The sequence below is a fragment of the Pseudoalteromonas sp. SCSIO 43095 genome, from assembly GCF_023650455.1.
In the GTDB taxonomy this organism is placed as follows: Bacteria; Pseudomonadota; Gammaproteobacteria; order Enterobacterales; family Alteromonadaceae; genus Pseudoalteromonas; species Pseudoalteromonas tetraodonis.
On the sequence record NZ_CP087995.1, the window covers coordinates 1,351,905 to 1,374,746 of the forward strand.

At 37.8% G+C, this 22,842-nt stretch carries 24 protein-coding genes and 1 pseudogene; 7 read left to right on the forward strand and 18 right to left on the reverse strand.

The annotated features are described in order from the left end of the window. Nucleotides 1-497: 497 nt before the first annotated feature. Nucleotides 498-2,015 carry a leucyl aminopeptidase gene (locus LOC50_RS06475; protein WP_248473851.1) on the reverse strand — a complete coding sequence of 506 codons (1,518 nt, stop codon included), beginning with the start codon at nucleotides 2,013-2,015 and terminating at the stop codon, nucleotides 498-500. A gap of 241 nt (nucleotides 2,016-2,256) precedes the next feature. Here LOC50_RS06475 and LOC50_RS06480 point away from each other — a divergent pair, with 241 nt between their 5' ends. Together LOC50_RS06480 and LOC50_RS06485 are read left to right on the forward strand one after the other, a co-directional pair. Continuing rightward, nucleotides 2,257-4,074, forward strand: coding sequence for a protein kinase domain-containing protein (locus LOC50_RS06480; protein WP_250653838.1), 1,818 nt, complete (start codon nucleotides 2,257-2,259; stop codon nucleotides 4,072-4,074). 43 nt (nucleotides 4,075-4,117) lie between these two features. Further along, nucleotides 4,118-4,552: a DUF3859 domain-containing protein gene (locus tag LOC50_RS06485; protein WP_036982677.1), complete on the forward strand. Its 435-nt coding sequence runs from the start codon at nucleotides 4,118-4,120 to the stop codon at nucleotides 4,550-4,552. 63 nt (nucleotides 4,553-4,615) lie between these two features. Here the strand turns inward: LOC50_RS06485 and LOC50_RS06490 are convergent, their stop codons facing one another. The 3 genes from LOC50_RS06490 to acuR all read right to left on the reverse strand — a co-directional run bounded on the left by LOC50_RS06490 (nucleotide 4,616) and on the right by acuR (nucleotide 6,782). Then, nucleotides 4,616-5,032, reverse strand: coding sequence for a VF530 family protein (locus tag LOC50_RS06490; protein ID WP_248473853.1), 417 nt, complete (start codon nucleotides 5,030-5,032; stop codon nucleotides 4,616-4,618). Between the two features lie 72 nt (nucleotides 5,033-5,104). Then, the gene (gene acuI, locus LOC50_RS06495) at nucleotides 5,105-6,097 is read right to left on the reverse strand and encodes an acrylyl-CoA reductase (NADPH) (protein ID WP_250653839.1); all 993 of its coding nucleotides are present in this window, start codon (nucleotides 6,095-6,097) and stop codon (nucleotides 5,105-5,107) included. A gap of 49 nt (nucleotides 6,098-6,146) precedes the next feature. Next, nucleotides 6,147-6,782, reverse strand: coding sequence for an acrylate utilization transcriptional regulator AcuR (gene acuR / locus LOC50_RS06500; RefSeq protein ID WP_069439469.1), 636 nt, complete (start codon nucleotides 6,780-6,782; stop codon nucleotides 6,147-6,149). 363 nt (nucleotides 6,783-7,145) lie between these two features. Between acuR and rmf the strand changes: the two genes are divergently transcribed. Next, a complete protein-coding gene (rmf, locus tag LOC50_RS06505; protein ID WP_008114656.1) occupies nucleotides 7,146-7,316 on the forward strand; it encodes a ribosome modulation factor in 171 nt (56 codons plus the stop codon). 63 nt (nucleotides 7,317-7,379) lie between these two features. On the opposite strand, the gene fabA is transcribed toward rmf, so the two are convergent. Beyond that, nucleotides 7,380-7,895: a bifunctional 3-hydroxydecanoyl-ACP dehydratase/trans-2-decenoyl-ACP isomerase gene (gene fabA / locus LOC50_RS06510; RefSeq protein WP_008114654.1), complete on the reverse strand. Its 516-nt coding sequence runs from the start codon at nucleotides 7,893-7,895 to the stop codon at nucleotides 7,380-7,382. Nucleotides 7,896-8,090: 195 nt separating this feature from the next. Here fabA and LOC50_RS06515 point away from each other — a divergent pair, with 195 nt between their 5' ends. From LOC50_RS06515 to LOC50_RS06525, 3 genes are read left to right on the forward strand one after another with little or no spacing between them, the layout of a single operon-like run. Continuing rightward, entirely contained in the window at nucleotides 8,091-8,948 is an 858-nt protein-coding gene (locus tag LOC50_RS06515; RefSeq protein WP_250653840.1) for a 6-carboxytetrahydropterin synthase, read from the forward strand. Then, nucleotides 8,941-9,759, forward strand: coding sequence for a M23 family metallopeptidase (locus LOC50_RS06520; RefSeq protein WP_069439467.1), 819 nt, complete (start codon nucleotides 8,941-8,943; stop codon nucleotides 9,757-9,759). Before LOC50_RS06515 ends, LOC50_RS06520 begins: the two co-directional genes overlap by 8 nt. Before the next feature lie 5 nt (nucleotides 9,760-9,764). Further along, entirely contained in the window at nucleotides 9,765-10,199 is a 435-nt protein-coding gene (locus LOC50_RS06525; RefSeq protein ID WP_008114650.1) for an acyl-CoA thioesterase, read from the forward strand. A gap of 184 nt (nucleotides 10,200-10,383) precedes the next feature. Here LOC50_RS06525 and LOC50_RS06530 read toward each other — a convergent pair whose 3' ends face one another. From LOC50_RS06530 to LOC50_RS06585, 12 genes and pseudogenes are all read right to left on the reverse strand, one after another. Further along, nucleotides 10,384-11,706, reverse strand: coding sequence for a Na+/H+ antiporter family protein (locus tag LOC50_RS06530; RefSeq protein WP_250653841.1), 1,323 nt, complete (start codon nucleotides 11,704-11,706; stop codon nucleotides 10,384-10,386). Then, nucleotides 11,703-13,676, reverse strand: coding sequence for a transglutaminase TgpA family protein (locus LOC50_RS06535; RefSeq protein ID WP_250653842.1), 1,974 nt, complete (start codon nucleotides 13,674-13,676; stop codon nucleotides 11,703-11,705). The genes LOC50_RS06530 and LOC50_RS06535 overlap by 4 nt, the downstream gene beginning before the upstream one ends. Then, nucleotides 13,669-14,658 (reverse strand): DUF58 domain-containing protein, encoded by a 990-nt coding sequence (locus LOC50_RS06540; protein WP_502934583.1) that lies wholly within the window; start codon nucleotides 14,656-14,658, stop codon nucleotides 13,669-13,671. Before LOC50_RS06540 ends, LOC50_RS06535 begins: the two co-directional genes overlap by 8 nt. 4 nt (nucleotides 14,659-14,662) lie before the next feature. After that, nucleotides 14,663-15,568, reverse strand: a complete 906-nt coding sequence (locus LOC50_RS06545) for an AAA family ATPase (RefSeq protein ID WP_138626588.1) — start codon at nucleotides 15,566-15,568, stop codon at nucleotides 14,663-14,665. 8 nt (nucleotides 15,569-15,576) lie between these two features. Next, nucleotides 15,577-15,960 (reverse strand): response regulator, encoded by a 384-nt coding sequence (locus tag LOC50_RS06550; RefSeq protein WP_013464929.1) that lies wholly within the window; start codon nucleotides 15,958-15,960, stop codon nucleotides 15,577-15,579. A gap of 356 nt (nucleotides 15,961-16,316) precedes the next feature. Beyond that, the gene (locus tag LOC50_RS06555) at nucleotides 16,317-16,526 is read right to left on the reverse strand and encodes a DUF1090 family protein (RefSeq protein ID WP_248473885.1); all 210 of its coding nucleotides are present in this window, start codon (nucleotides 16,524-16,526) and stop codon (nucleotides 16,317-16,319) included. Nucleotides 16,527-16,586: 60 nt separating this feature from the next. Next, nucleotides 16,587-16,739, reverse strand: a complete 153-nt coding sequence (locus LOC50_RS06560) for a hypothetical protein (protein WP_249929830.1) — start codon at nucleotides 16,737-16,739, stop codon at nucleotides 16,587-16,589. A 27-nt stretch (nucleotides 16,740-16,766) separates the two neighbouring features. Further along, nucleotides 16,767-17,735: an ATP-dependent 6-phosphofructokinase gene (locus LOC50_RS06565; RefSeq protein ID WP_250653844.1), complete on the reverse strand. Its 969-nt coding sequence runs from the start codon at nucleotides 17,733-17,735 to the stop codon at nucleotides 16,767-16,769. A 178-nt stretch (nucleotides 17,736-17,913) separates the two neighbouring features. Next, entirely contained in the window at nucleotides 17,914-18,486 is a 573-nt protein-coding gene (locus tag LOC50_RS06570; RefSeq protein ID WP_013464932.1) for a MiaE family protein, read from the reverse strand. 74 nt (nucleotides 18,487-18,560) lie between these two features. Further along, nucleotides 18,561-19,194 (reverse strand): annotated as a pseudogene (locus tag LOC50_RS06575) (sulfotransferase). Nucleotides 19,195-19,200: 6 nt separating this feature from the next. Next, nucleotides 19,201-20,100 carry a transporter substrate-binding domain-containing protein gene (locus LOC50_RS06580; protein WP_250653845.1) on the reverse strand — a complete coding sequence of 300 codons (900 nt, stop codon included), beginning with the start codon at nucleotides 20,098-20,100 and terminating at the stop codon, nucleotides 19,201-19,203. 6 nt (nucleotides 20,101-20,106) lie between these two features. Further along, nucleotides 20,107-20,475: an MAPEG family protein gene (locus LOC50_RS06585; RefSeq protein ID WP_138626592.1), complete on the reverse strand. Its 369-nt coding sequence runs from the start codon at nucleotides 20,473-20,475 to the stop codon at nucleotides 20,107-20,109. A gap of 120 nt (nucleotides 20,476-20,595) precedes the next feature. Here LOC50_RS06585 and LOC50_RS06590 point away from each other — a divergent pair, with 120 nt between their 5' ends. Then, on the forward strand, nucleotides 20,596-21,957 hold the full coding sequence (locus LOC50_RS06590; protein ID WP_250653846.1) for a DUF2254 domain-containing protein: 1,362 nt from the start codon (nucleotides 20,596-20,598) through the stop codon (nucleotides 21,955-21,957). An 86-nt stretch (nucleotides 21,958-22,043) separates the two neighbouring features. Here the strand turns inward: LOC50_RS06590 and LOC50_RS06595 are convergent, their stop codons facing one another. Then, entirely contained in the window at nucleotides 22,044-22,754 is a 711-nt protein-coding gene (locus LOC50_RS06595) for an SIMPL domain-containing protein (protein ID WP_250653847.1), read from the reverse strand. Nucleotides 22,755-22,842 lie beyond the last annotated feature (88 nt).

Consider the following 22,842-nt stretch of genomic DNA (forward strand, 5'->3'; position numbering starts at 1 on the left):
CCATTTTGTAGTTTAACTAATGTGCTAATTAGTTCCTTAACAAAAATATTAAAACTTCACCTCTTTGCAAATACTTCAAATTACTAATCTCTTATTCCGCATTAATCTTTGGATGGCCAGCCTGAAACTATTTTATTGGTGAAGCTTTGCACAGGCGTTGAGTCTTGATTATGTTTAACTTTTGAAGGGGCAGGCTTTATATAAAACAGGCAAACAATAGTACTATAACACCAGCTGCAATGGCTCAGAGCTGTTCAAAAAATAAAAGAAAACAAATAGATAAATAAAAACGCTATAAAGCAGGTAGGTTACTTTCATTCCATTGACCTCATTACTGTTTGTTTTTTCACCTTTGGCTATAAATTAAACAAAACCAATTAATAAAACGGTTTTAACTGTTTATTTATGAGGCCTTACCTATAAAGCTACTCAGTAAAATGCAAAAAGCGCCAAAACAGTAAACCTACTTTGGCGCTTTTATTAGTATTAATAAACAATTAGTTAGCTAATAACCATTCGCTTAGTAAGCGAACACCAAACCCCGTTCCCCCTGGCGAAAGCTCATCTTTACCTTTTTTCACTAAGGCATTACCTGCAATATCGATATGCACCCAACGTGTATCGCCAGCAAAATGCTCTAAGAAAGTGGCTGCAGTGGTTGCGCCTGGGCCACCTGATCCCACATTTGTTAAATCTGCAATGTCAGACTCCAACATATCTTTATACCCTAAAGGTAGGCGCCATAGGTTTTCGTTCACTTGTTTACCGGCTACCGTTAGTTGAGATACTAAAGCGTCGTCATCTGAAAACACAGCCGCGTATTCATTGCCTACAGCACGGATTTTTGAACCGGTGAGTGTTGCAACATCAATCATAATTTCTGGTTTGTAATACTCACGCGCATACCACATAGCATCACTTAATACTAAGCGGCCTTCGGCGTCGGTATTTAAAATTTCAACACTCAAGCCTTCAGCTGTGCGAACAACATCACCTGGTGCTACAGCGAACTGCGATACCATATTCGCAGCCATACCCATAACAGCTACCACGTTTTTCTCAGCTTTAGCTAACGCCATTGCTTTAACTGTACCCAATACTGCAGCAGCACCGGCCATGTCTGACTTCATACGTGCGATAGATGCGCCGGTTTTAATGCTGTAACCACCTGAGTCAAATGTAATGCCTTTACCAACAAGGGCAATAGGGGCATCGTCAGACCCTTTATAATGGGCAACCACTAAACGGGCACCTTGCTGGCTACCTCGGCCAACAGCTTCTAATGCACCCATACCCAGTTCTTTTATTTCTTTAGGCTCTAATACTTTGATGGTTACGCCTAAAGATGCTAATTCTTTTGCCGCATTAGCAAAGTCAACCGGCGTCATTTCGGTAGCGACTTCAGAGGTTAAATCGCGGGCTAAAAAAACACCCGCTTGAATACTTTCTAATTGGGTGTAAAGCTTGCGAGTTTGCTTGGTGTTATTAACATCAAATGTGTAGCTAACTGTTTCAGTGTTTGGTTCTTTTTTATAGTTTTCGAAACGATGATCGCGTAAGTTTGCACCATGGGCAAAGTTAGCAGCAAGTAATGCATTGTCACTTACACCGGTTACATCTTCAAATACAACGCTGGCAGTACCAACTTTGGCTTTAACTAGTTGAGCATGAATATTACCGCCTAACTTAGCTGCTTTTGCTTTATCAAGCTCGCTAGTTTTACCAGTACCTACGACTAAAACGCGGCTGTAGTTACTTTTACTTGGCGCAGCAAGTTGTGCCACTTTAGCGTAATCGCCGGTAAAATTTTCTATATCAATAACGCGTTGCAATTGGCCATCGAACTGCTTGTCGAGCGCTTTAAATTGGCTGTTATTTCCATCTTGGCTATAAAATACAACCAGCGTATTTGCATCGCTGTTCACTTTTGAAGAAAAATTAAAGTCTGCGGCTTGGGCATTCATGCACATACTCAGTGCAAGCGCGATTGAAGAGGCTTTTATAATACGTTTCATTTTTTTTACCTAAGAATAATATAAAGGTGTGTTTTACACTATTTACGATGCTGTGGTTAAGTAGGATACGGCGAAATCGCAAATAACAGCGATATACGTCTAAATTCATGTCTAATTACCATGACATAACGACTTGATAAACATATTGTGATGCTTAAAGGTTTAATTAAAACAATGCTCGCGTTACTATTAAACATAAAGGTAACACTACGCTTTTAACAACAAACCTAGAGAACCCACATTGAAAGCTAAAGAAATTCGTAATTTTTATATCAACGAAGAGCAATCGGTTTATTTGCTGTCACACCGTGATGCAAAAAAACATCGTCAGTGGCTTAATATTTGTATTAAACAGCTCACTTTGCTTGGGTATAAAAAGGTAGAAATGATTGGCTCAGGGGCATTTGGGTTTGTATTTGCAGGGGATGATGAGCATGGCCTGCCTTGGGTGTTTAAGTTTTCTAGAATTACGCTCGCGCAAAGTGTACGTGATCGCCTTGAAGATGAAGCGTATATGCTTTCGCAAATCAAAAATCCCTTAGTGCCAACATTTTATGGCTTTGAGCGAATAAAAAAGCAAGGTATTTTGATGATGGCGCGCGCCATTGGTGAAGACCTTGAAAAAATATCACTAAAGCAAGGGCGCTTACCGGCCGCTAAAATAATGAGCTTAGCGGTTAAATTAAGAAATGTGTTGCTTGATTTACGTCGTCATAAAAATGGTTTAAGCCCGCAGCCTATTGTACATGGTGATATTAAACCCTCTAACTTGGTGTGGGATGAAAATGAAAAGCAGCTATCCTTGGTTGACTGGGGAAGCTCTGTTTATGCCCAAGTAGATGAACAAGAAAACCCAATTGCCAGTAATTTTATGGATTTAATGTCCGGCGATTTAAGTACCACTAACGCACGAATGGGTGATGTTTATTTTATAGGTGATGCGCAAATGTCGGGTGAAAAGTCATCCCCTCGTTTTGATGAGCAAGGGGTTGCATCAACGCTATATGCTCTTGCCTCAGCGCAGTCTTGCCGATTTGGTGCTCAGGCTATACCGGCCAGCAGTTTAATGTTACCTAAGGAGCTGGCAAACGTTATTGATGGCATGCTTTCAAAAGAACGGTTGGTTAGAGACAAAGCGGGTGACTATTTTATGCGTAACATAGAAACCATGGCAAAAGCGTATTTACCACAACTACCAAAAACAGAAACTAAAGCGGCAATTCCGTTTTGGTTTAGCCAAGACCCCGAACCCGAAACCGTAGTTTATAGCTCTAGAAAACAATTTTTACGCCAAGCCGACCATAAACAGCAATTACTCGATGTAAACGATGCTCAGCTTGATAGGTATTATAAAGAGTTTTTATTTGATACTGGGGATACCGAAAAAGCATTTTTAGCCTCTATTAGTCGTTTAGCTAAATATCCTGTAGTAGGAGGGCTCAGCTTTCATTGGAAAGATGAATCTTTGTATGTTGAATCGTCACTCATTATGCATGACGAAACACTCGCAACCGCGTTTACTGATGCGGTTAATAACACGGTGATGCTTGCACAAGCTATTAGCCAAAAAGGCTTATTTAAGTGCTGTTTATTTGATGCCCGCAAAACAATTCAGTTAGAACGTGATGGCACCGGCGCATTTAAATTTAATCAATTACCAGAGCTTGATTATGAAGTGGTTAATGTAAAAGCCAGCGATGTGACGCGTCCGCATTCATATTTTGAAGATGGTAAAGACCCCGATGAGCAACTGCAACTGCCTAAAAAAGTCATTAAATGTGTATTTGAGCTAAACCAGATACATCATACCGGCTGTATTATTTTTGAGGCGCTGCCAGATAGGATGAAAATTCATCATTACTACAGATTACTTGATGCCAGCAAAGAAGTAGAATTTAAACGTTTACTAAATAAGCTTATGCAATACGCGGTAAATATTACCGACGTGGGGGTAGCTGGCTTTATGAAGTTACCTTATAAAAACACTCGTGAGTTCGGTTTATGTGAACAACAACCCAGCAATTATTACCCTAAAAATCCAAAGCAACTACTTAATTAATAAACCGCTCGCTTAAGCTGGTGGTTTAAAAATTGAAAGTTCAATGGCAAAATCTAAACCACAAATTACGTTACAAAGTTTCGGCATATATAGTCACTGGGACAAAGACAGTAAATCACTACCGCAAATTACTCAATTCACTACGCAAGTCAAAGCAGAACTTGATGTAGAATTTGGTCTGATAGTTAATATTAAAAAAGCCAAAGGCGAAAAACTACATTTCTGTATTTACCACCCAGATATTATAGATACCAATGGCGAAGTGATGCTGCCTTTTGAGGGCACTGTATATGTTAAAGATAACGACTGGTCGTTTTATTTAGGCGATACGGTATGGGAGCCTATTGAGGATAAAATAGGTGACTGGCGTATGACCTTATCTTTAGCGGGGAAAGTCATTGCGGATAAAACATTTAAGTTAGTGGCTAATGAAGAGACAAAAACCGAAGACGACTTTTGGAAATACCGTGGTTATTAATTGCTACACTATGCAATAACGCAAGAGCTAACGTTTATTGTTAACTCTTGCCTAAAAGGTGTATTAGTTACCCCACGGGTTACTTGAATTTGAACGTTGCTTACGGGTACGCGCACGTTGTTTTGCTGCTTTTTTTGCTTGAATACGTTTGGCATCAGAAAAGCTTAACTCGCAAGGGTCACCTGGTTTATCACCTTCAGGGATAATACGGTCGCGTGGAGGCAGTTCGTATTGTACGTCATCTGGGCGAGGTAAGTTTTTAAGGCGGTACAAATAGAAATTATCTACTTTTTGTTGTGCCCACTCGGTTTTACGCAAAAATTTAACTGCAGATTTAATGTCTGGATTATTTTTAAAGCAGTTAAGTTGTAAGTAGGCATGCAGGAGTTCCCACCCATATTGCTCAACCAGTTCTTCAACCACTTGCTCTAATTTAACGCCTTGCAGTGGGTTATTACTGAAAAGTTCTTGGTTGCTCATAGGTGTTCTCTCGTTATTAAAAAATCAGCGAACATTATAAATTTAATAACGAGAGTTTAGTAGCAAAAATGCTTAACTTTGACAATTAACCACTACACGACCACGAATTTGGCCTTGCATTAGTTGCTCGGCGCTTTCAATGACTTGATCAAGATTTATTTCAGTTGAAATTTTATCCAAGTAATCAGCATTAACTAATGAAGCTAAACGATCCCAAGCTTCAACACGATCCGCTTTAGGGCGCATAACGCTATCAATACCCATTAATGAAACCCCACGTAAAATAAATGGTGCAACCGAGGCCGGTAAGTCCATACCTTGAGCAAGCCCGCAAGCAGTAACGACCCCCCCATATTTAAGTGATGCACAAATATTTGCAAGTGTATGGCTACCCACAGAATCAATAGCTGCAGCAAAGCGTTCTTTTTGCAGAGGTTTACCAGGGTTCGAAAACTCATTTCTATCAATTACATTAGTTGCTCCTAATGATTTTAAATAGTCTGCTTGCTCCATACGACCTGTTGCAGCGGTGACTTGATAACCTAGCTGGCTTAGTAAATAAATAGCAAAACTACCTACGCCACCATTAGCACCGGTCACTAAAATTTCACCTGACTCGGGAGTAACGCCTTGCTTTTCTAGTGCAATAACACTGAGCATTGCCGTATAACCGGCAGTACCAATTTGCATAGCTTGTTTAGGTGATAAGTTAGCGGGTAGGGGAATTAACCAATCACTGCTCAGTGCTGCTTTTTGAGATAAGCCACCCCAGTGCTTTTCGCCAACACCAAAACCATTTAAAATAACGTGGTCGCCACTTTTAAATTCAGCACTGTCGCTGCTAGTCACTGTACCCAGTAAATCAATCCCCGGCACCATAGGAAAACTACGTACAACGGGGCCTTTACCCGTGATGGCTAAGCCATCTTTATAATTTAAGGTACTGTAAAGCACATCAATTAATACATTTTCGTTTGGCAGATCGTCACTGTTTATGGTGCTTAGGGCTGCAGTGTAGTTGTCGTCTTGCTTATCTATAACAATAGCTTTAATAGAATTGCTCATTAGATTTCCTTTTAGACCGATCGTCTTTAAATTAATAATAAAAAATACATTAACTGAGTAATGCGCGTAAAAACATTTCTGTGTATAAGGTAAGTGGCTTACTTGATTGGGTTAGTTTAGCTCGCATTACTGCACCTTCCCAACCCACCCAAAAATATTCACTCATTTGTTCGGTATTAATGTGTGGATTAATAGTTTGTTGCTGCTGCGCTAAATCTAAACATCGTTTTAATTGTTGTTGCCAAGCGATGTAGCTTTGCATTAAACGGGTTTTAAAGTCGTCACTTAAATGATTAAGCTCTTGATTTAAGTTACCCACCAAGCACCCGCGTTTGTAATCATACTTTTGCATTCCAGCAATTGCGCTTTGTGTGAAATTAACAATGCGCTCGAGTGCGGGGACTTCGGATTGCTCTAGGTAACATTTAAGTTTATTTATAAAAAAATCGTCGTAGGCATCAACAAGTGCCAAGCCATAGGCTTCTTTACTTTTAAAGTAATGATAAAAGGAGCCTTTTGGTACTTTTGCTTTTTTTAATATGGTATCGAGCCCTGTGGCACTAAAGCCAAACTCAGTTAAGGTTTCTAAGCCCACACGAATGAGCAGCGCTTTTGTATCTGCGCTGTCTCTGGCTATTTTGGGTGGGCGGCCACGCCTAGTTGCAACTGCTGGTGTTTTGTTCATGCTTCATATTAGACCGATCGGTTTTAATTAATCAAGTTTTTATTTGGAATGTTTTTAAAACAGCTCTGACGTTCATATTTTGATTACAAATTAATTGGGAACTTAAGGGTATATTGTTAGTCACAAATATGACACTTGTGTGTTTTGAACCGATGTATCGGTACATTTTAATAAAGTTAAATAGGTTAAAGTTGAGCAATAAAATTATTTTTAAATTAATTTATCATTGCATCAGCAGCTTAGTTAAAGTCAAACAAATTAATTGTATTTTGTGTTTGAATTAAACATTTTTGTTAGCTATTTATTAAATGTAGATGAACTTAATGCTACAAAAATATAAATATAAAGGTGAGGATTTTACCGATGAAGAGACAGAAAAGAGATCGTTTAGAAAGAGCTCATTCTCAAGGTTTTAAAGCTGGTTTAGCTGGTCGCTCAAAAGAGCACTGCCCTTATCAACAAGTTGATCCTAAGTCTGAGTGGCTTGGTGGTTGGCGCGAGGCAATAGAAAATCGCAATATGTATAAAACATAAACTCACAACGAATTTAAGCAAAAAAGCCTCTAGTTAGAGGCTTTTTTGTTGCGTGCGTTAAAATTAAAACGCGCTAGTGTCTTGGAATAAGCCCACTTTTAAATCTTTTGCTTCGTATATAACGCGGCCGTCTACTTCAACAGTGCCATCAGCCATACCCATAAACAACTTACGTTTAATAACGCGTTTCATATCGAGACGGTAAGTTACTTTTTTTGCCGTTGGTAGGATTTGGCCAGTAAATTTCACTTCGCCTACACCTAATGCGCGGCCAAGACCAGGGCCACCAGACCAGCCTAAGAAAAACCCAACCAGTTGCCACATTGCATCTAAGCCTAAACAACCCGGCATTACAGGGTCGCCTTTAAAGTGGCAGTCAAAAAACCATAGGCTAGGGTCAATATCTAGCTCAGCAATAATTTGGCCTTTACCATGCTCACCACCATCATCGGTGATAGAGATGATACGATCCATCATTAACATGTTGTCACTTGGTAAACGACAATTTCCTTCACCAAACATTTCACCTTGACCACAAAGGATCAAATCTTCTTTTGTATAGCTATTCTTAGGTTCCATAACACTTTATCTTTGCTTAGAAATTGCCCCGTACTTTAGCGTACACTTGTACGCTAAACAACTCGGAGCAGTTAAAAAATGGTTTAAATATAGCCAATCAGACAATGGAACTGATTTTAGTATGATTAAACCGCGCAATTACTAACAGAAATCATTATAATTAAGGCTGACTTTTAATCAGTTTAAAGGAAATTTATGACCCTTTTTGTTAACTCACTCACTGTGATTGATTTTTCTTACTTATGCAATAAACGCGGTGCAGTTGGCGAAAGTTGGATTGTTGATTTGACTTTACATGGCAAACTAAATGAAGAGTCTATGGTTTTAGACTTTGGCTTAGTTAAAAAGCAAATAAAAGGCATCATTGATGAATGCATTGATCACCGTTTAGCCGTACCTAACAATATAAACGGCAGCATTCATGAGTTTGCTGATCACAAAACATTAGATTGCACGTTTGCCGATAATAAGCACCTAGCAATGAGTGCGCCTCATCAAGCTTTTTGCCTGATTGATACCGATAAGATAACCATTGAGTCGGTTACAGAGTATTTAGTTGCCACAATACTGCCACAGCTTCCTGATAATATTGAAAAAATTGAACTTGTATTAAAGCCTGAGCACAATCAAAGTTTTTACTACCACTACAGCCATGGCCTTAAAAAGCATGATGGTAACTGCCAACGTATTATTCATGGCCATCGCTCACAAATTGGTATAAGCCTTGGCGGTATTTCTATGCCTCGTTTACAAAAACAGTGGGCTGATAAATGGCAAGATATATACTTAGCTACCAGCGAAGATAAAATCAGCGCCTCTGAATTAAAACATATTATCGCCAAAGAGGATGACGTGTGTTTTGCATATACAGCCGCGCAAGGTTATTTTGAAATGGCTATTAGCGAATCGCATTGCGACATTTTACCAATGGATACCACAGTAGAATGTATTGCTGAGTATATTGCCGGCCAAGTAAAACTGCAGCATCCAGAAAAAGACGTAAAAATTACCGCTTATGAAGGCGTTGGCAAAGGGTCAATTAGTTATGCTTAAATCCTTATTAGTGTCAGCGTTAATTGCATCATTTAGTTTTAGTGCTTTGGCAGTTGAACTAAAAGGGCATTTAACTCAAGGCGGCTTGGTTACAGGGCAATTAAATAACGCAAAATCGGTTAGCTTAAATGATAAGCCATTAAAGCTATCTGATACTGGCTTATTTGTATTTGGTTTTGGTCGTGATGCAAAACCAAACCACACTTTATCATGGGTTGATAAAAGTGGAAAAAGCCACAGCCAAGATTTAGTTATAACCCTTCGTGACTACAACATCGATAAAATAACCGGTGTTGCAAAAAAATATGTATCGCCACCAAAAGCGGTCAGTGAACGTATTAGCCGTGAAGCGGCCGCGGTAAGAAAAGCGCGCGCTGTTAACTCTGACCTAGAATACTTTTTACAGCCTGTGCTTAGGCCTGCCGAGGGCCGTATTTCAGGTGTTTATGGAAGCCAGCGTTACTTTAATGGTGAACCACGCAGACCACACTTTGGTTTAGACATAGCAAATAAAACAGGCTCTCCTGTGTATGCGCCGATCAGCGGTACCGTTGTATTTGCTGAACCAGATTTATATTACTCAGGTGGCACATTAATTTTAGATCATGGCCATGGGGTTACCTCGACTTACATTCATCTAAGCAAGCTAGATGTAAAAGTGGGGGATAAAATTACACAAGGTATGAAAGTGGCTGAAATAGGTGCTACGGGCCGTGTAACTGGCCCACATTTAGATTGGCGATTTAATTGGCAAGGTGAACGCCTTGACCCTGCATTATTGATGCAAGACACATTAGCAAACAAAAAGTAGAGATTATGACTCAAGTAGAGCGCGAAGCAATTATTGCGCAGCGTATAAAAGATTCGACCACATCGGTTACAAAAGCGGTATTTCCTGGGCGTACTAATCACCACAATACGCTATTTGGTGGTGATGCATTAGCGTGGATGGATGAGGTTGCTTTTATTGCAGCTACCCGTTTTTGCCGTAAGCCATTAGTGACTATTTCATCTGATAGGGTAGATTTTAAAGAGGCTATTCCGGCAGGTTCATTTGCCGAATTAATCTCAAAAGTGTCGCATGTAGGGAATACCAGCCTAAAGGTAGATGTTGAAATATTCCTAGAAACCATGCACAAAGATAATAAGCATTCTGCTATTACGGGTAGTTTTACCTTTGTTGCCGTGGATGATAACCACAGACCAACACCGGTAGTATGCGATAAAATGCTACATGGCTTTGAGTTATAACGCTAAATAGTAAATTAATATAAGCATCTAGTTTTGGTGCTTATATTAAAACTCATTAAGAACACATCATACTTAATCTGTTAGTGCTGCAAACTTAGCATTACTGTTTGTTTGCGATAATGAGTAAAAAGGAGGGTGTAAATTTCAAAATAAAAAGGCGTGCACAAAACACACCTTTTAAAAATTAAAGTACCATGGCGGCTATCCAGCCGAATACCAATAGCGGTAAATTAAAGTGAATAAAAGTTGGAACAACCGAATCCCAAATATGGTCGTGCTGACCATCAACATTGAGTCCGGAAGTTGGCCCTAACGTGGAATCAGAGGCAGGGGAGCCGGCATCACCTAATGCGCCAGCAGTACCAACAAGTGCAGCGGTTGCCATTACGGAAAAGTTTAGCTCTAAACATAAAGGAACAAATAAGGTGGCAATAATAGGTACCGTTGAAAACGAGCTGCCAATTCCCATCGTTATAAATAAGCCGACTAATAAAATTACAGCCGCAGCCATCGGCTTATTACCATCAAAAATAGCGGCGCTACTGTGAACTAAGCTGGCTACGTGCCCAGTTTCTTTCATGACTGCGGCAAAGCCTTGTGCTGAGATCATAATAAAGCCAATCATTGCCATCATTGCCACGCCTTTACTAAATACGTCGCCGTTTTCTTCCCACTTAACCACACCAAATACACTAAATATAACCACGCCAACTAGGCCGCCTAATATCATAGAGCCACTGGCATTTTGAGCAATTAACGACGCAACTACAGCAAATAAACCAACCATCAATACTTTTTTGGGGTTATCAATTTCTGTTTGTTTACTTTCAACGGTAAGGGCGGTATTTGTATATTCTCGGCGTTTTCTATAAGTCATAAACAGCGCAATTAACAATCCCACGAACATGCCAATAGCAGGAATGATCATTGCCAAAGGTACGCTGGTATTGACTATTTCAAGGCCATTATCCACTAGGTTTTTATGTAATATAGAGTATAAATAAATTCCACCAAACCCATAAGGGAGTACCATATACGAGGTAGCTAAACCAAAGGTTAAAATACAAGCAATAGCGCGTCTGTCTAATCGCAATTTGTTAAACACCACTAATAACGGGGGAATTAGAATAGGAATAAACGCAATATGAACAGGGACTAAATTTTGTGAAGAAATAGCACAAATCAAAATAATAAACAGAATAAAATAGCTTAGCAGGGTTTCGCTTGAGCCAGTTTGTGCGTTAACTTTTGCCAATAACTTCGCAGCTAAAATACGTGTTAGGCCTGACTTAGAAATTGCGACGGCAAATGCGCCCAACATAGCATAACTTAAAGCAATCTCGGCACCTGACGATAATCCTGAATTAAATGCATCGATGCTTTCTTTCAATCCCATGCCAGCGGTTAATCCGGCAACCAGTGCACTTATCGTCATTGCAACAATCACATTTACACGGACTAAAGTGAGTCCAAGCATTAAAATAACGCCGATAATTACTGCGTTCATAGATTTCTCTGTTTTGTAGATTTAATTAATTTTATCAGATATTTAGCCTGATTTTTACGTTCTTTAGTAAATGGATGCCTTGCATAGCGCACTTGCTTAAATAACTCACAAAAAGCGGTTATTTGTTGCTCTGCATGGGGCGCTTGGTTGCTAATGTGTTCTAAAGTTTGGGTTGGCGTGGCATTTTCAGGATAGCTAATCGCGTGTTTATTAGCCCAACGAATAATTTCATGATACTCATTGACCAGTGGCGGTTGTTTTATTGAGGCTTTAGGTCTGTTTAAATAAATAAAGTAAGCCGTAAAACTCAAAATTAAAATAATAATAACCCCAAGCGGCACCAGCCAAATAAACTTATTACCAAATAAGGTAGCAAATAAATCTTGTTGTTTGTCTTTATCAAACCCAAGTACCCAACTAGACCATTGATAATCTAAATTTTCTAATTCAAGTCTAAGCCAATTAATTGCGGCATAGTTACTTAAACTAACGAGTCCAAAGTTAATATTATTTTTAAATTCGTCATTAAGGGTGGTACTTTGTGACAAGGAGCCGTTTAACCGTTCGGGTGCGACAACCGCTGTGGCATCAAATACTCTCCAACCGGCACCGGTATATACTTCAACCCAGGCATGCGCATCGTATTGACGAATAGTCATATAATCACTGTTTTTATTTAGCTCGCCTCCTAAATAGCCACTGACAACACGCGCAGGAATACCTGCGCTTCTAAAAATAAAGGCGGCGGCGCTGGCATAATGCCCGCAAAAACCGCGTTTATTATCAAACATAAACTGATCGAGCGTATTTTCGCCGCGCATGGGGGTGGGTGTAAGTGTATAGCTAAATTCATTTTTTGAAAAATAGCTTAAAAGTTGATTAAAAAATTCATCAGCATTGGCGCTATTATTTTTTAATTGTTGCGCTAACTGCTGAGATTTTTGATTATTACTAACAGTTAATTGGCTATAAAACCGCTGTTGGGACTTATTAAGCGATGTACTAGATAACGGTTCACTATTAACTGCATATTGTAAAACTTTGGATTTATATTGCTGTTTACGTAATAAACCTAAAGTATTGGCAATAACATTGGGGGTTTCACTACTTGAAAAACCAAGCCCATATAGCCAATCTGAAATAGCAGGCTCAGCTATAACCGTATACTGAGCAACAGTTTCACTCGTACTTTTTTTAGCGGGTAATATCAACGCTTGCTTTAAAAATGAGGATGTTTTCCACGCTGCACCATCAAATTCATCATGTACAATAGCGCGCCAATAATAGGGCTTAGGGGGTGGTGTACCATTAAATTTTGCTCTAAATACCAGTTCATCTGAATTTGATAACTTTGCTATATCAAACGGATCGACTTGTTCAGATAATCCTGTTTGTGCCATTTTGGGCCCAGGTAGTTGCCAAAATGCCGGAAGTTTAGGTAAAAATAATAAAAGTATTACGGCTAAAGGAAAAGCCAGTAGCATAATTTTAGCACTTTGTTTTGAAGAGAGTTTTAAGCTATGACTAGACTCTAATAACCCTAGCACCGCAAAGTTTAAAATATAGAAGGTGCTTATAACTAAGGTAGTAAAAATGGTTTGGCTAAACAAATATACCGCTGAGAGTGAAAAGAACGTAAGGGTAATGATCAATTGGTAATGCTGTTTTGATTTTGCCTGCAATAATTTAAAAACACACGACAATAACAGCATGGCTACAAACAATACAACGGTATCTTTAAAGCCTATGCTGCTTAGCATAATAATTAAAGCAATGGCGGCCAATCCATTAGCAAACCACGCGTTGGGTTTTTGCTTTTGTTTAACTGTTAAATAAATATTCCAGCCACATAACACACTTAGCATTGCAATAAAGGGCAGGGGTAAGTGCTCTGTAAAAAAACTGACTAGCCCTAAATAAATAAACGATAGAGCAAAGTTGATAACGCGATGGTTTTTAATCTCATTCATTATCATTACCGACTTGGCTTAACGCTTGTAAACAGCGCTGATGATGCAGCTTGCCTGAATTGCTAGCGATTAATTTATTAGGAAGTTTTAAAGAATAATTAATGTCACTTTCAAATGCTTGGCAAACTAAAAAACAGAGTTGCCCTAAACGCTGTTCGGTATCGCCCGTGACTAAGTTAAAATCGAATTGTGCATCGACTGATTTAAAATCACTAAATTGTTTTACAAGTAATTGCTGTGTTTTTGCATAGTGCTTCCATGATATTCGCTGTAACCCCATTTCTGGCAAATGAGTAATTAAACTTTCAAATTCGTCATCACCTTTATGTTTTTCAGTGCCTTCATCGGTATTATTTGCAACTAAGTTTGGGTGTTTTTGATTTGTTGTTTTAATTATTGACGGATAAACATACACCACTTTATTAGGTTGTATATAACTCCACACACTGACTAAACCAAAGGGGTAATTACTGGCAATTTTTATTGGCTTTAACTCATAACAGCCTCGCTTGGTATAAGGTAATGATAATTGACATTTTATTACTTCATTTTTAACGCGCGTAATGTAACACGCATTTTTAAAATCATTGGGGTAACTCAATGTAATTGATTGGCAAGGATCATCGGCTTCTATTTGCCAAACTAGCTGTGGTGTCTGAGGCGCAAAACTGTCAATGGCGTATTTAAAGCTGACAGTTAAACCTCTGGCATTACTGTAGCCCAATAACAATGCAAAAATTATAATCACAAACATTAAATAAGCCATAAACAGAATTAAATTATTTTGATAATTAATCCCCATTACAAAATTTAATGATGCAACAACGCTAAAGTAAACGCCAAGCGTGGATGGTAAAACATAAATAGTATTATGTTTTAAGGTGATGCTATTTTTTTTGTGCTTATTTTTTAATAAGGCTGTTAAAATCGCGCTTTTTATATCGTGAATAAAAGTAGGGCGCTTAAATTTATAAATACGCATTTACCTAAACGGGCACTAAAACATGTTGTAAAATGGCCGCTATTTGTGTATCGCCCGCATCACTATGTAAACCTAATCGATGCTGACACACACTTGAAAAAACAGCCTGTACATCTTCGGGTAATACGTAGTCACGGCCTTCAATATAGGCCCACGCTTTGGCCGATTTAGCCAGTGCCATACTGGCTCTTGGGGAAAGCGAAGTTGTTAATGTTTGAGACTCACGAGTATAAGTTACTAACTCAATTATATAATCAACCACCGGCGAACTTAGCGTGATATTTGATATAGCATCTTGAATTTGCTTGAGTTGATGTTGTTCAATTCGCTGCGGTAACTGCGAATAGTCACGTTTTTGATTATTTAACAGTAACCGTTTTTCTGCATCTTTAGGTGGAAACCCTAAACTAATTCGCATTAAAAAACGATCTAGTTGTGATTCTGGTAACGGGTAGGTACCTGCCTGATATAATGGATTTTGAGTCGCAATTACAAAAAATGGAGTAGGGAGCGGGTACTTGTCTCCATCTACTGTTACTTGATGTTCTTCCATCGCCTCCAATAAAGCACTTTGTGTTTTAGGACCCGCGCGATTTATTTCATCAGCGAGCACCACTTGGCTGAAAATTGGGCCTTTATGAAATGAAAAACTATGTTCATTATTATTAAATATATTGGTGCCAATAATATCAGCGGGCAATAAATCGCTGGTAAATTGTATACGCTGATAAGATAACCCCAGTACTGCAGCTAATGCATGCGACAAAGTGGTTTTTCCCATGCCAGGTAAGTCTTCAATTAGTAAATGGCCTTCACTAAATAAACAGGCTAACGCTAATTTTATTTGTTGTTGTTTACCAAATATAACGGTAGATAGGTCATCAATTATTGTCGTAACAATGTGCTGCATAATTTCCTTTAATCTATGAGTTCTAAACGTTTCATTACCGCATCAACTTTTTGCGCATTAAAGGGCTTAGCTATAAATTCTTTTGCGCCTAGCTCCCAGGTATTTTGCACTGTTTCAAAGCTATTGTGGCCTGAACACATAACAACATGTGCATGAGGGTGTTCGTTGTTAATTGACTCTAAAATTTCAATGCTTTCAGAATCAGGTAAATCAACATCTAAGAATATAACGTTGGGTGATTTTTCAATAAGCAGAGGTTTAGCACAATTAAAATTATCGCACTCAATAATGTCATCAAAACCTAAACCGGCTAATACTTGGCTTAAATCAGCGCGGATCTGTTTAACATCATCAATAATTAAAATTGGTTCGAGTGGGCGTACAAATTCCATATGAATACTTCAACGTTTTTTACGGCTTGTGCTTTAATATTAAGCTAAGCATTAAGGAACCTCAAGGTGATAACTATGAATAACCATAATAGTCGTTTAAAGTCATAAAATGTCCGATACCGTCTAGTATTGGACATAGTGAGATAAAGCTTTTAAAATACAGCGCTGGTTATATATAGGTACATTACTACCTATAATTTATATTATGTTAAATAAGATTAAAATGTACTTAATCAAACTAACTATCGGTAATTACGTCACTTATAAACATGGTATTTTAGCCCTTTTATTCGCACATTATTTATTTATAGTAATATGCTCTACTTTATTAAATATAAAAACGCTGTAATGACATTTTAATTAATCAAACTATTTAGCTCATTAATTAATTGCTTAAGCTGTTTAGTTTCGTCGTTTAGCTTTTGCTGATACTTTTCAACTTTGTCATGCTTACCTTGGCGCTTAGCTTTTTTAATATCGGTTTTATATTCTTCAATTTCTGAATTTGTATCATCTATTTCTTGCAACTCTGCTTTTAATCCATCATGGGTACAATATGCGTTTATGTTATTGAGTGATTTATTAAGACCTGCAGCTTGATGTGAATTACCTTGGCGTTTTGCAGTTTATAACTGGTGGTTAACTTCACAGGCTTTTTTCGCACATCCCGTTAAATCTGCACAATCATCTTTGGCCAATACGACTGTTGAACCGGCAAATAAAAAACTTATTGTAATACCTTTAATAATTGTCATTTTATAGTTTTTATTATCTCGCATTATTAATTATTCCTATTTAATTCATCGCTAGCGGCAAAATATAGATAACAGCCCTTGCAGCTCTTCATTTATAACATGTTGTTTTACAACATCTTGCATAGGAGTATTTGATACTTTGTTATTTAAAATACCCACCATTTTAGCGCTTTCTCCAGCACATAAAGCCTTAACACTGTGTACGCCTAATCTTATTGCTAACATACGATCCGCTGCAGATGGATTACCGCCGCGTTGTAAGTGCCCTAGCTTAGTTACGCGCAAATCTATACTGGGATTAACGGTATTTATTTTCTCACATATATGCTCAACGCCAATTTCATCACCTTCAGATACCACCACAATAAAAGCATGCTCACTGTGATAATCGCTAATTTTATTCACTAAATAAGTTATGTCTTCATCATTTTCAGGTATTAATATCGAATCGGCGCCAGAGGTTAAACCGGCATAAGTGCCAATATAACCAGAATCACGTCCCATTACTTCAATAACAAACACCCTATTATGTGATTCTGCAGTATCTCTAATATTATCAATACATTGCATTGATGTGTTTACTGCGGTATCAAACCCTAAGGTGTAATCTGTACCCGCAATATCATTATCAATAGTGCCTGGAATGCCTATATACGGTATGTCAGTAATTTGTGATAACCATAAACACCCTCTAAATGAACCATCTCCACCTATCACAATTAAAGCGTCAATATTATTATGTTCAATTGTGGCTAGTGCTTGATTTCTACCGGCATCACCTCTAAATCTTTCACTACGCGCTGTTTTTAACACAGTACCACCTAAGTGCATGGTTTGTTGTAGGTTTTTGCAATCAAGTGTCACTAAATCATTATCAATTAAACCCTCAAACCCTTTTCGAACGCCCGACACTTTTATTCCGTGTTGTTGAGCGGCTTTTACTATGGCAAATAATGCGGTGTTCATCCCAGGCGCATCGCCTCCTGAGGTTAATACGGCAATGTGTTTAATTGGCTGCATCGGTTCACATCCTTCGATAAGCTAAACTTCAATAATTCATAATAGCTGTTTATGAGTAGGCTGTGTAAAGTAAGCGCAGTAAAGTTGATCTACTTAGGGTTTATTTGATTGTTTAATCAGTATGAAGGGAGCAGTTTTAAATTGAAAATTTTGCTTTTAAAACAACATACCGTAATTTTTAATGGAGAGCCGCTGTAAAAGGAATATTTTTACAAATTTCGGCTTCTATTGTTAGTAACTCGTCTAAGCGTTCGTCAACTTCTTGCTTATCAAAGTATTCGTAGGCGAGTTCCACAAATAAATTTTTATGTTTTTCTTCTGATTTAGCAATTGCGACATAAAAATCTTTTTCTTTTCCTTCAGGTAGTGCCTCGGCAACTAAAGAAAAACGTTCATGTCCCCTCGCCTCAATTACCCCACCTACTAATAATCTGTCCATTAAAAAACCGTCACGACCATGCCTAAAGTGTGCACGAATTTGTTTAATGTATGGATCTTTTTTATCATCACCTAAATTAGTATCGCGTTCAATTAATAGTTTAAGTACTTGTTTAAAATGAATTAACTCTTCAAGAGCTAAGTCAGTCATGGCTTTAACTAATTTACGCTTATCCGGATAATGTGAAAGCATTGACATAGCCATGCCAGATGCTTTTTTCTCAGCAGCAGCGTGGTCTTGTAAAAAGGTTTCGAAGTCGGCTAAAACAACTTCGGTCCATTCAAATGGCGTGTGGTATTTTAATTCAAACATAGTGATACAACTTATAAAATAATGCGTGGATTTTAGCGTATTTAAAAATAAAAATCTTTGGTTGCGATTTAAATTTAACTTTCATAAGGCAAAAACTTATCAATCCGCCCTTTTGCCGTCGACTCAATTTTTAATGGGTGCTTTATATCATTCCATGCAGTGACTTTACCGCCCATGTTCATTTTTTCAAAGCCAGCTAAGCTGCTGGTAATATTTAAAAACTCACATAGCTTATTAAAACTCTCGGGATTTGCTATATCAATGGCTAAAAAATCATTAGGGCCGGTCAGCAAAATAAGTATTAGCACTATTAATATGAGTGTTATAACAATTAGTTAAATATTCATCCTGGTTAATATTTTCGAGTGAAAAATCACTAAACGTATTTAAATAACAGCGCTTTAAATGAATATTAAAGCCCCCATCAGCACGCGTTAAATTAGTATGCATACGCAGTAAAAGCTGTTTGATTGATGGCAACCACGCGCTAAGTTCTCGCTTTAAATATACAAATTTAGAACCTGGGTAATATTTATCTAATGTTTGATAATCGTTAAATACAGGTGTGTCAGCGATAGCCACCGCATTTTCAAAACAAGCGTTAGTGTAAGCAGTATGGGCAGTAGGTATACCAAAATCTAAAAATGCATTACATACGCTAGTCGTCCCAGTGCGTGGTAAACCAATAATAAATATTTTTTGTGTCATGGCGTTTTAAATGTCTTTTCCTGAAAACCAAAGTGATGCATCATTAAGGGGTGTTAATGCGGGTAACTGCTTGTTTTTTAATTTAATGATAATTTTATTTTTTATATCTGCATGCTCAATCGCACTGCGATGATAAGCCTTAAACAAACGATCAAACTCACCGTTTTTACGCATAATAGCTAAGCCTTTCTCAACCGCTTGCGCTATTTCGGGCTTTTCTTTACTAAAAAAGAAGTAGATTGCACTTGGGTATTGCAACAAGAAGTGTGGCACTATCGTGAGGTTAGCACCGGCTTCATCTTTAAAGGTATTGAGCTCAGTTTCAACCTCTAACACAGAACGAGGAAATACATCACCTCGGCCTTTTATCAACATATTAAATAACGAACTATATTCGATTGATGTCGATACAGTTAAGCCGTTATCCTGCAGTATTTGTGTGTCAGGCCAATCATGCCCTTGAATAAAGTGTATGCTTTTAAAGTCGCTCAGGGTATTGATGTTTAATAAGGTATTCACTTTATCCTGTGTAGTTACCAAAACACGCCACCCATATAACCCCTTAAATATAGGCACTCTAACGGGTAGTAATTGTTGCTCACGCTGTTTAGAGGTCATGGTCCAAGCTACGTTTATTTCATCATTATGAAGAATTTGCTTTAACGCGCGGCTCTGTGGCATCGAAATACTTGAGGGTTGTAATGTAAAATTTTCTCCGCTGAATTGCAGAGCTGTTCTTAATAGTACTAACGGGTATAATATTTCATCTTCACCACTGCGCATTGTTTTGGGGTATACAACATGCAAACTAGAAACGGTGTTTTTGCTATTATTTTCTATTGCCCATGCAAATGATGTCAGTGAACTGAAAAAATATAAACATGTAAAAAAAATAGCTAACCGCATAATCGTTTATCTACTTAAAAGTAATAACACCGCGCTTACTATCACAATAGCAAAGGTGAACATCATGCTCAATCCACGTGCCTTTAAATTATTGTTAATAATGGCAGACCCATGAACAACACGGCTGATAAATAATAAACCGCCTAGTGCATGTACATAATGACTAGCTAACCCTTGATACTCCAATAAAAAAACTAAAATTAAGCTAATGGGCACGTACTCAATAAAATTACCATGCGCTCGGGTTGCACGTTCAAGCGCGGTATTACTGCCATTACCTAACGAAATCCCTTCGGCTTTACGTATTTTTATAACATTAACACTCAAATAAATATAATAAAGGGCCAATAAGGCCGCATAGCTAGATATGATCACAGTATAGTCCATTTAATTTTTCAACAATAATAACACATAAGTTAAGCGGTAAATCAGTAGTTTTATCATGAACTATGCTAGAGTAATTTATACATTGGAATAGTAATAAGTAAGGATAATATGTATTTAAGAACAAAAATCATCAATCACTATCGTGAAATAATAAACAGTATTGGCTTTTATCCCTCGCTCCTGTCTGTTGCGTTTTTAATTTTTGCTGTACTCACTATGTCTGTTGAGTATTTAGCCCCTATAGAGCAATTTAAATCATTAATCTCATTTGTATTAGTAGACAGTGCAGAAAACGCACGAACCATATTAAGCACCTTAGCTGGTAGTATTATTTCGTTAACTGTATTTAGTTTTTCTATGGTGATGGTGGTTTTAAATGCGGCCAGCGCTAGCTTGTCACCCAGAGTCGTTCCTGGGCTTATTACTCGTAAATCGCATCAAATGGTATTAGGGTTTTATTTAGGCAGTATTATTTATTCTATTATAATGCTCATTAATATTAATAAGTTAGATAACGGAAATACGGCAATACCCTCATTAGGGGTACTCTTTGCGTTAATTTTTGGTTTGATTTCTTTGGGCTTGTTCGTTTTTTTTATTCACTCTATTTCAAAAGCAATTCAGGTTGATAACGTATTAAATGGTTTATTTAGACAAACCAAACAAGAGATCCAAGACATCATCAACAAACAAGGCGATAACCCCGTTGATAACTTTCCTGAATTTTCAAATTGGCATTCAATAAAAAGTACTACTGAGGGTTACTACAAAGGGGTTCACACAAATAAGCTGTGTGCTATTTTGGCTGAAGAAAAAATAGAACTTTTTATTACTGTTAAGCAAGGTTACTTTACCGTTAAAGGCTACCCTTTCTTAAAGTGTAATAAAGACATTTGTGAAAACGAAGAGTTAATAGAGAAAATCTTAGACTGCTTTATTTTTTATATAGAAGAATACATTAGCGATCATTACCGTTATGGATTAACCCAAATTTCTGAAATTGCGGTAAAAGCAATGAGCCCTGGGATTAACGATCCGGGCACAGCGGTTAAAGCTATTGATATGCTGAGTATTTTATTGATTGCTCGCCTAAAGATTAATGCGATTAACTACGCGTATTATCAATCAGAAGAAGCCCCTTTGCTCTATTTCCATGAAACCAGTTTTGATGAATTACTGCACGATAACTTCACTCCTTTGCGTAATTATGCCAAAGCAGATGCCTATGTAATGACCAATGTTATTGAAGCATTTAAAAATATTTTGTTTATTGCCAACGAGGATGTTGAAGCTCGAAACAGTGTGTTTAATTATTTAGGTGCCATTGTTGATGATATTAATCAGCACATTTGTAATGAGTATGACCGGCGAGAAATTAGAAATATGCTACAAGCAATAGTGCGAATTAGTGAGTTACAAGGTAAGCAGTTGGTGGCACGTTTTGAGCAGCACCAACCTATTAGCGAGTAAGCTCTGTAGAGCTATTTATTCTGCCGAGGGGCAAAGAGTTATCGCTCCTCGGCAGCGCCTATTTGGCATTGAAAGATCATCAAGCCCTAATCTATATAATAAATTGCATAGCTTGACGCGCTAATAGTAATTTCACCCGCATGATAGGCATCTGGGACATAATTACCAGGTGCACTGTCTGCCATCATTACTTTTTCACTTCGCATGTACGGTGTAGATGGCATATCAAGCGGGGTTAACGACGCGCTATATAAGCTTTTTAACTCTACATCAAAGTCGTCACTTAGCTCTTTTGCCGCGACTTTGGCTTGTTTAATTGCCATTTTTTGTGCTTTTTTATGCAGCTCATCGTAGTTGCTAGCTAAAAATTGCGTTTGTCTAATTTCATTAATGCCATTATTAACTAAGCTCTGTAGTAATTCAGGGTATTTATTAATTGCAGAGAGTTTAATGGTGAGCGTTCTTGATACTTTAAAGCCAGTAAACTCTTGTTTACCTGTTTCACGATTATATTGGTTATCACGGTATATAGAAATTTGACCGGCATTAATATCCGCATCATCTACCCCTAGTTTTTTTACTAAACTTATTGCACTGGCCATAGTGGTATCGGTTTGTTTTTTTGCTGCAATTAAGTCTTTATCTATTTCAGTAATGCCCACCGTTAATAAAACATGATCCGGCATCGTCGTTACTGAAGCTTCACCTTTAACATAAATATGCGGCTCTTCTGGGGCGTTGCTTGCATAAGCTGATGTACTAAGTAATGCGGCGATTAAAATCGAAAGCGTTTTCATAAGTCTATCCTTTTAAATTTGATTGCCTCAGTTAACACCTTATGCGGTTAATTAAAGATGAACAAGCATAAAAAAACAGGCAAAAGCC

What these genes read in the sequence shown, in the direction of transcription:
- LOC50_RS06475 (WP_248473851.1), bottom strand. Translation starts at nt 2,015, where the DNA reads ATGAAACGTATTATAAAAGCCTCTTCAATCGCGCTTGCACTGAGTATG.
- LOC50_RS06485 (WP_036982677.1), top strand. Translation starts at nt 4,118, where the DNA reads ATGGCAAAATCTAAACCACAAATTACGTTACAAAGTTTCGGCATATAT.
- LOC50_RS06490 (WP_248473853.1), bottom strand. Translation starts at nt 5,032, where the DNA reads ATGAGCAACCAAGAACTTTTCAGTAATAACCCACTGCAAGGCGTTAAA.
- acuI (WP_250653839.1), bottom strand. Translation starts at nt 6,097, where the DNA reads ATGAGCAATTCTATTAAAGCTATTGTTATAGATAAGCAAGACGACAAC.
- acuR (WP_069439469.1), bottom strand. Translation starts at nt 6,782, where the DNA reads ATGAACAAAACACCAGCAGTTGCAACTAGGCGTGGCCGCCCACCCAAA.
- rmf (WP_008114656.1), top strand. Translation starts at nt 7,146, where the DNA reads ATGAAGAGACAGAAAAGAGATCGTTTAGAAAGAGCTCATTCTCAAGGT.
- fabA (WP_008114654.1), bottom strand. Translation starts at nt 7,895, where the DNA reads ATGGAACCTAAGAATAGCTATACAAAAGAAGATTTGATCCTTTGTGGT.
- LOC50_RS06515 (WP_250653840.1), top strand. Translation starts at nt 8,091, where the DNA reads ATGACCCTTTTTGTTAACTCACTCACTGTGATTGATTTTTCTTACTTA.
- LOC50_RS06520 (WP_069439467.1), top strand. Translation starts at nt 8,941, where the DNA reads ATGCTTAAATCCTTATTAGTGTCAGCGTTAATTGCATCATTTAGTTTT.
- LOC50_RS06525 (WP_008114650.1), top strand. Translation starts at nt 9,765, where the DNA reads ATGACTCAAGTAGAGCGCGAAGCAATTATTGCGCAGCGTATAAAAGAT.
- LOC50_RS06530 (WP_250653841.1), bottom strand. Translation starts at nt 11,706, where the DNA reads ATGAACGCAGTAATTATCGGCGTTATTTTAATGCTTGGACTCACTTTA.
- LOC50_RS06535 (WP_250653842.1), bottom strand. Translation starts at nt 13,676, where the DNA reads ATGAATGAGATTAAAAACCATCGCGTTATCAACTTTGCTCTATCGTTT.
- LOC50_RS06540 (WP_502934583.1), bottom strand. Translation starts at nt 14,658, where the DNA reads ATGCGTATTTATAAATTTAAGCGCCCTACTTTTATTCACGATATAAAA.
- LOC50_RS06545 (WP_138626588.1), bottom strand. Translation starts at nt 15,568, where the DNA reads ATGCAGCACATTGTTACGACAATAATTGATGACCTATCTACCGTTATA.
- LOC50_RS06550 (WP_013464929.1), bottom strand. Translation starts at nt 15,960, where the DNA reads ATGGAATTTGTACGCCCACTCGAACCAATTTTAATTATTGATGATGTT.
- LOC50_RS06560 (WP_249929830.1), bottom strand. Translation starts at nt 16,739, where the DNA reads ATGCGAGATAATAAAAACTATAAAATGACAATTATTAAAGGTATTACA.
- LOC50_RS06565 (WP_250653844.1), bottom strand. Translation starts at nt 17,735, where the DNA reads ATGCAGCCAATTAAACACATTGCCGTATTAACCTCAGGAGGCGATGCG.
- LOC50_RS06570 (WP_013464932.1), bottom strand. Translation starts at nt 18,486, where the DNA reads ATGTTTGAATTAAAATACCACACGCCATTTGAATGGACCGAAGTTGTT.
- LOC50_RS06580 (WP_250653845.1), bottom strand. Translation starts at nt 20,100, where the DNA reads ATGCGGTTAGCTATTTTTTTTACATGTTTATATTTTTTCAGTTCACTG.
- LOC50_RS06590 (WP_250653846.1), top strand. Translation starts at nt 20,596, where the DNA reads ATGTATTTAAGAACAAAAATCATCAATCACTATCGTGAAATAATAAAC.
- LOC50_RS06595 (WP_250653847.1), bottom strand. Translation starts at nt 22,754, where the DNA reads ATGAAAACGCTTTCGATTTTAATCGCCGCATTACTTAGTACATCAGCT.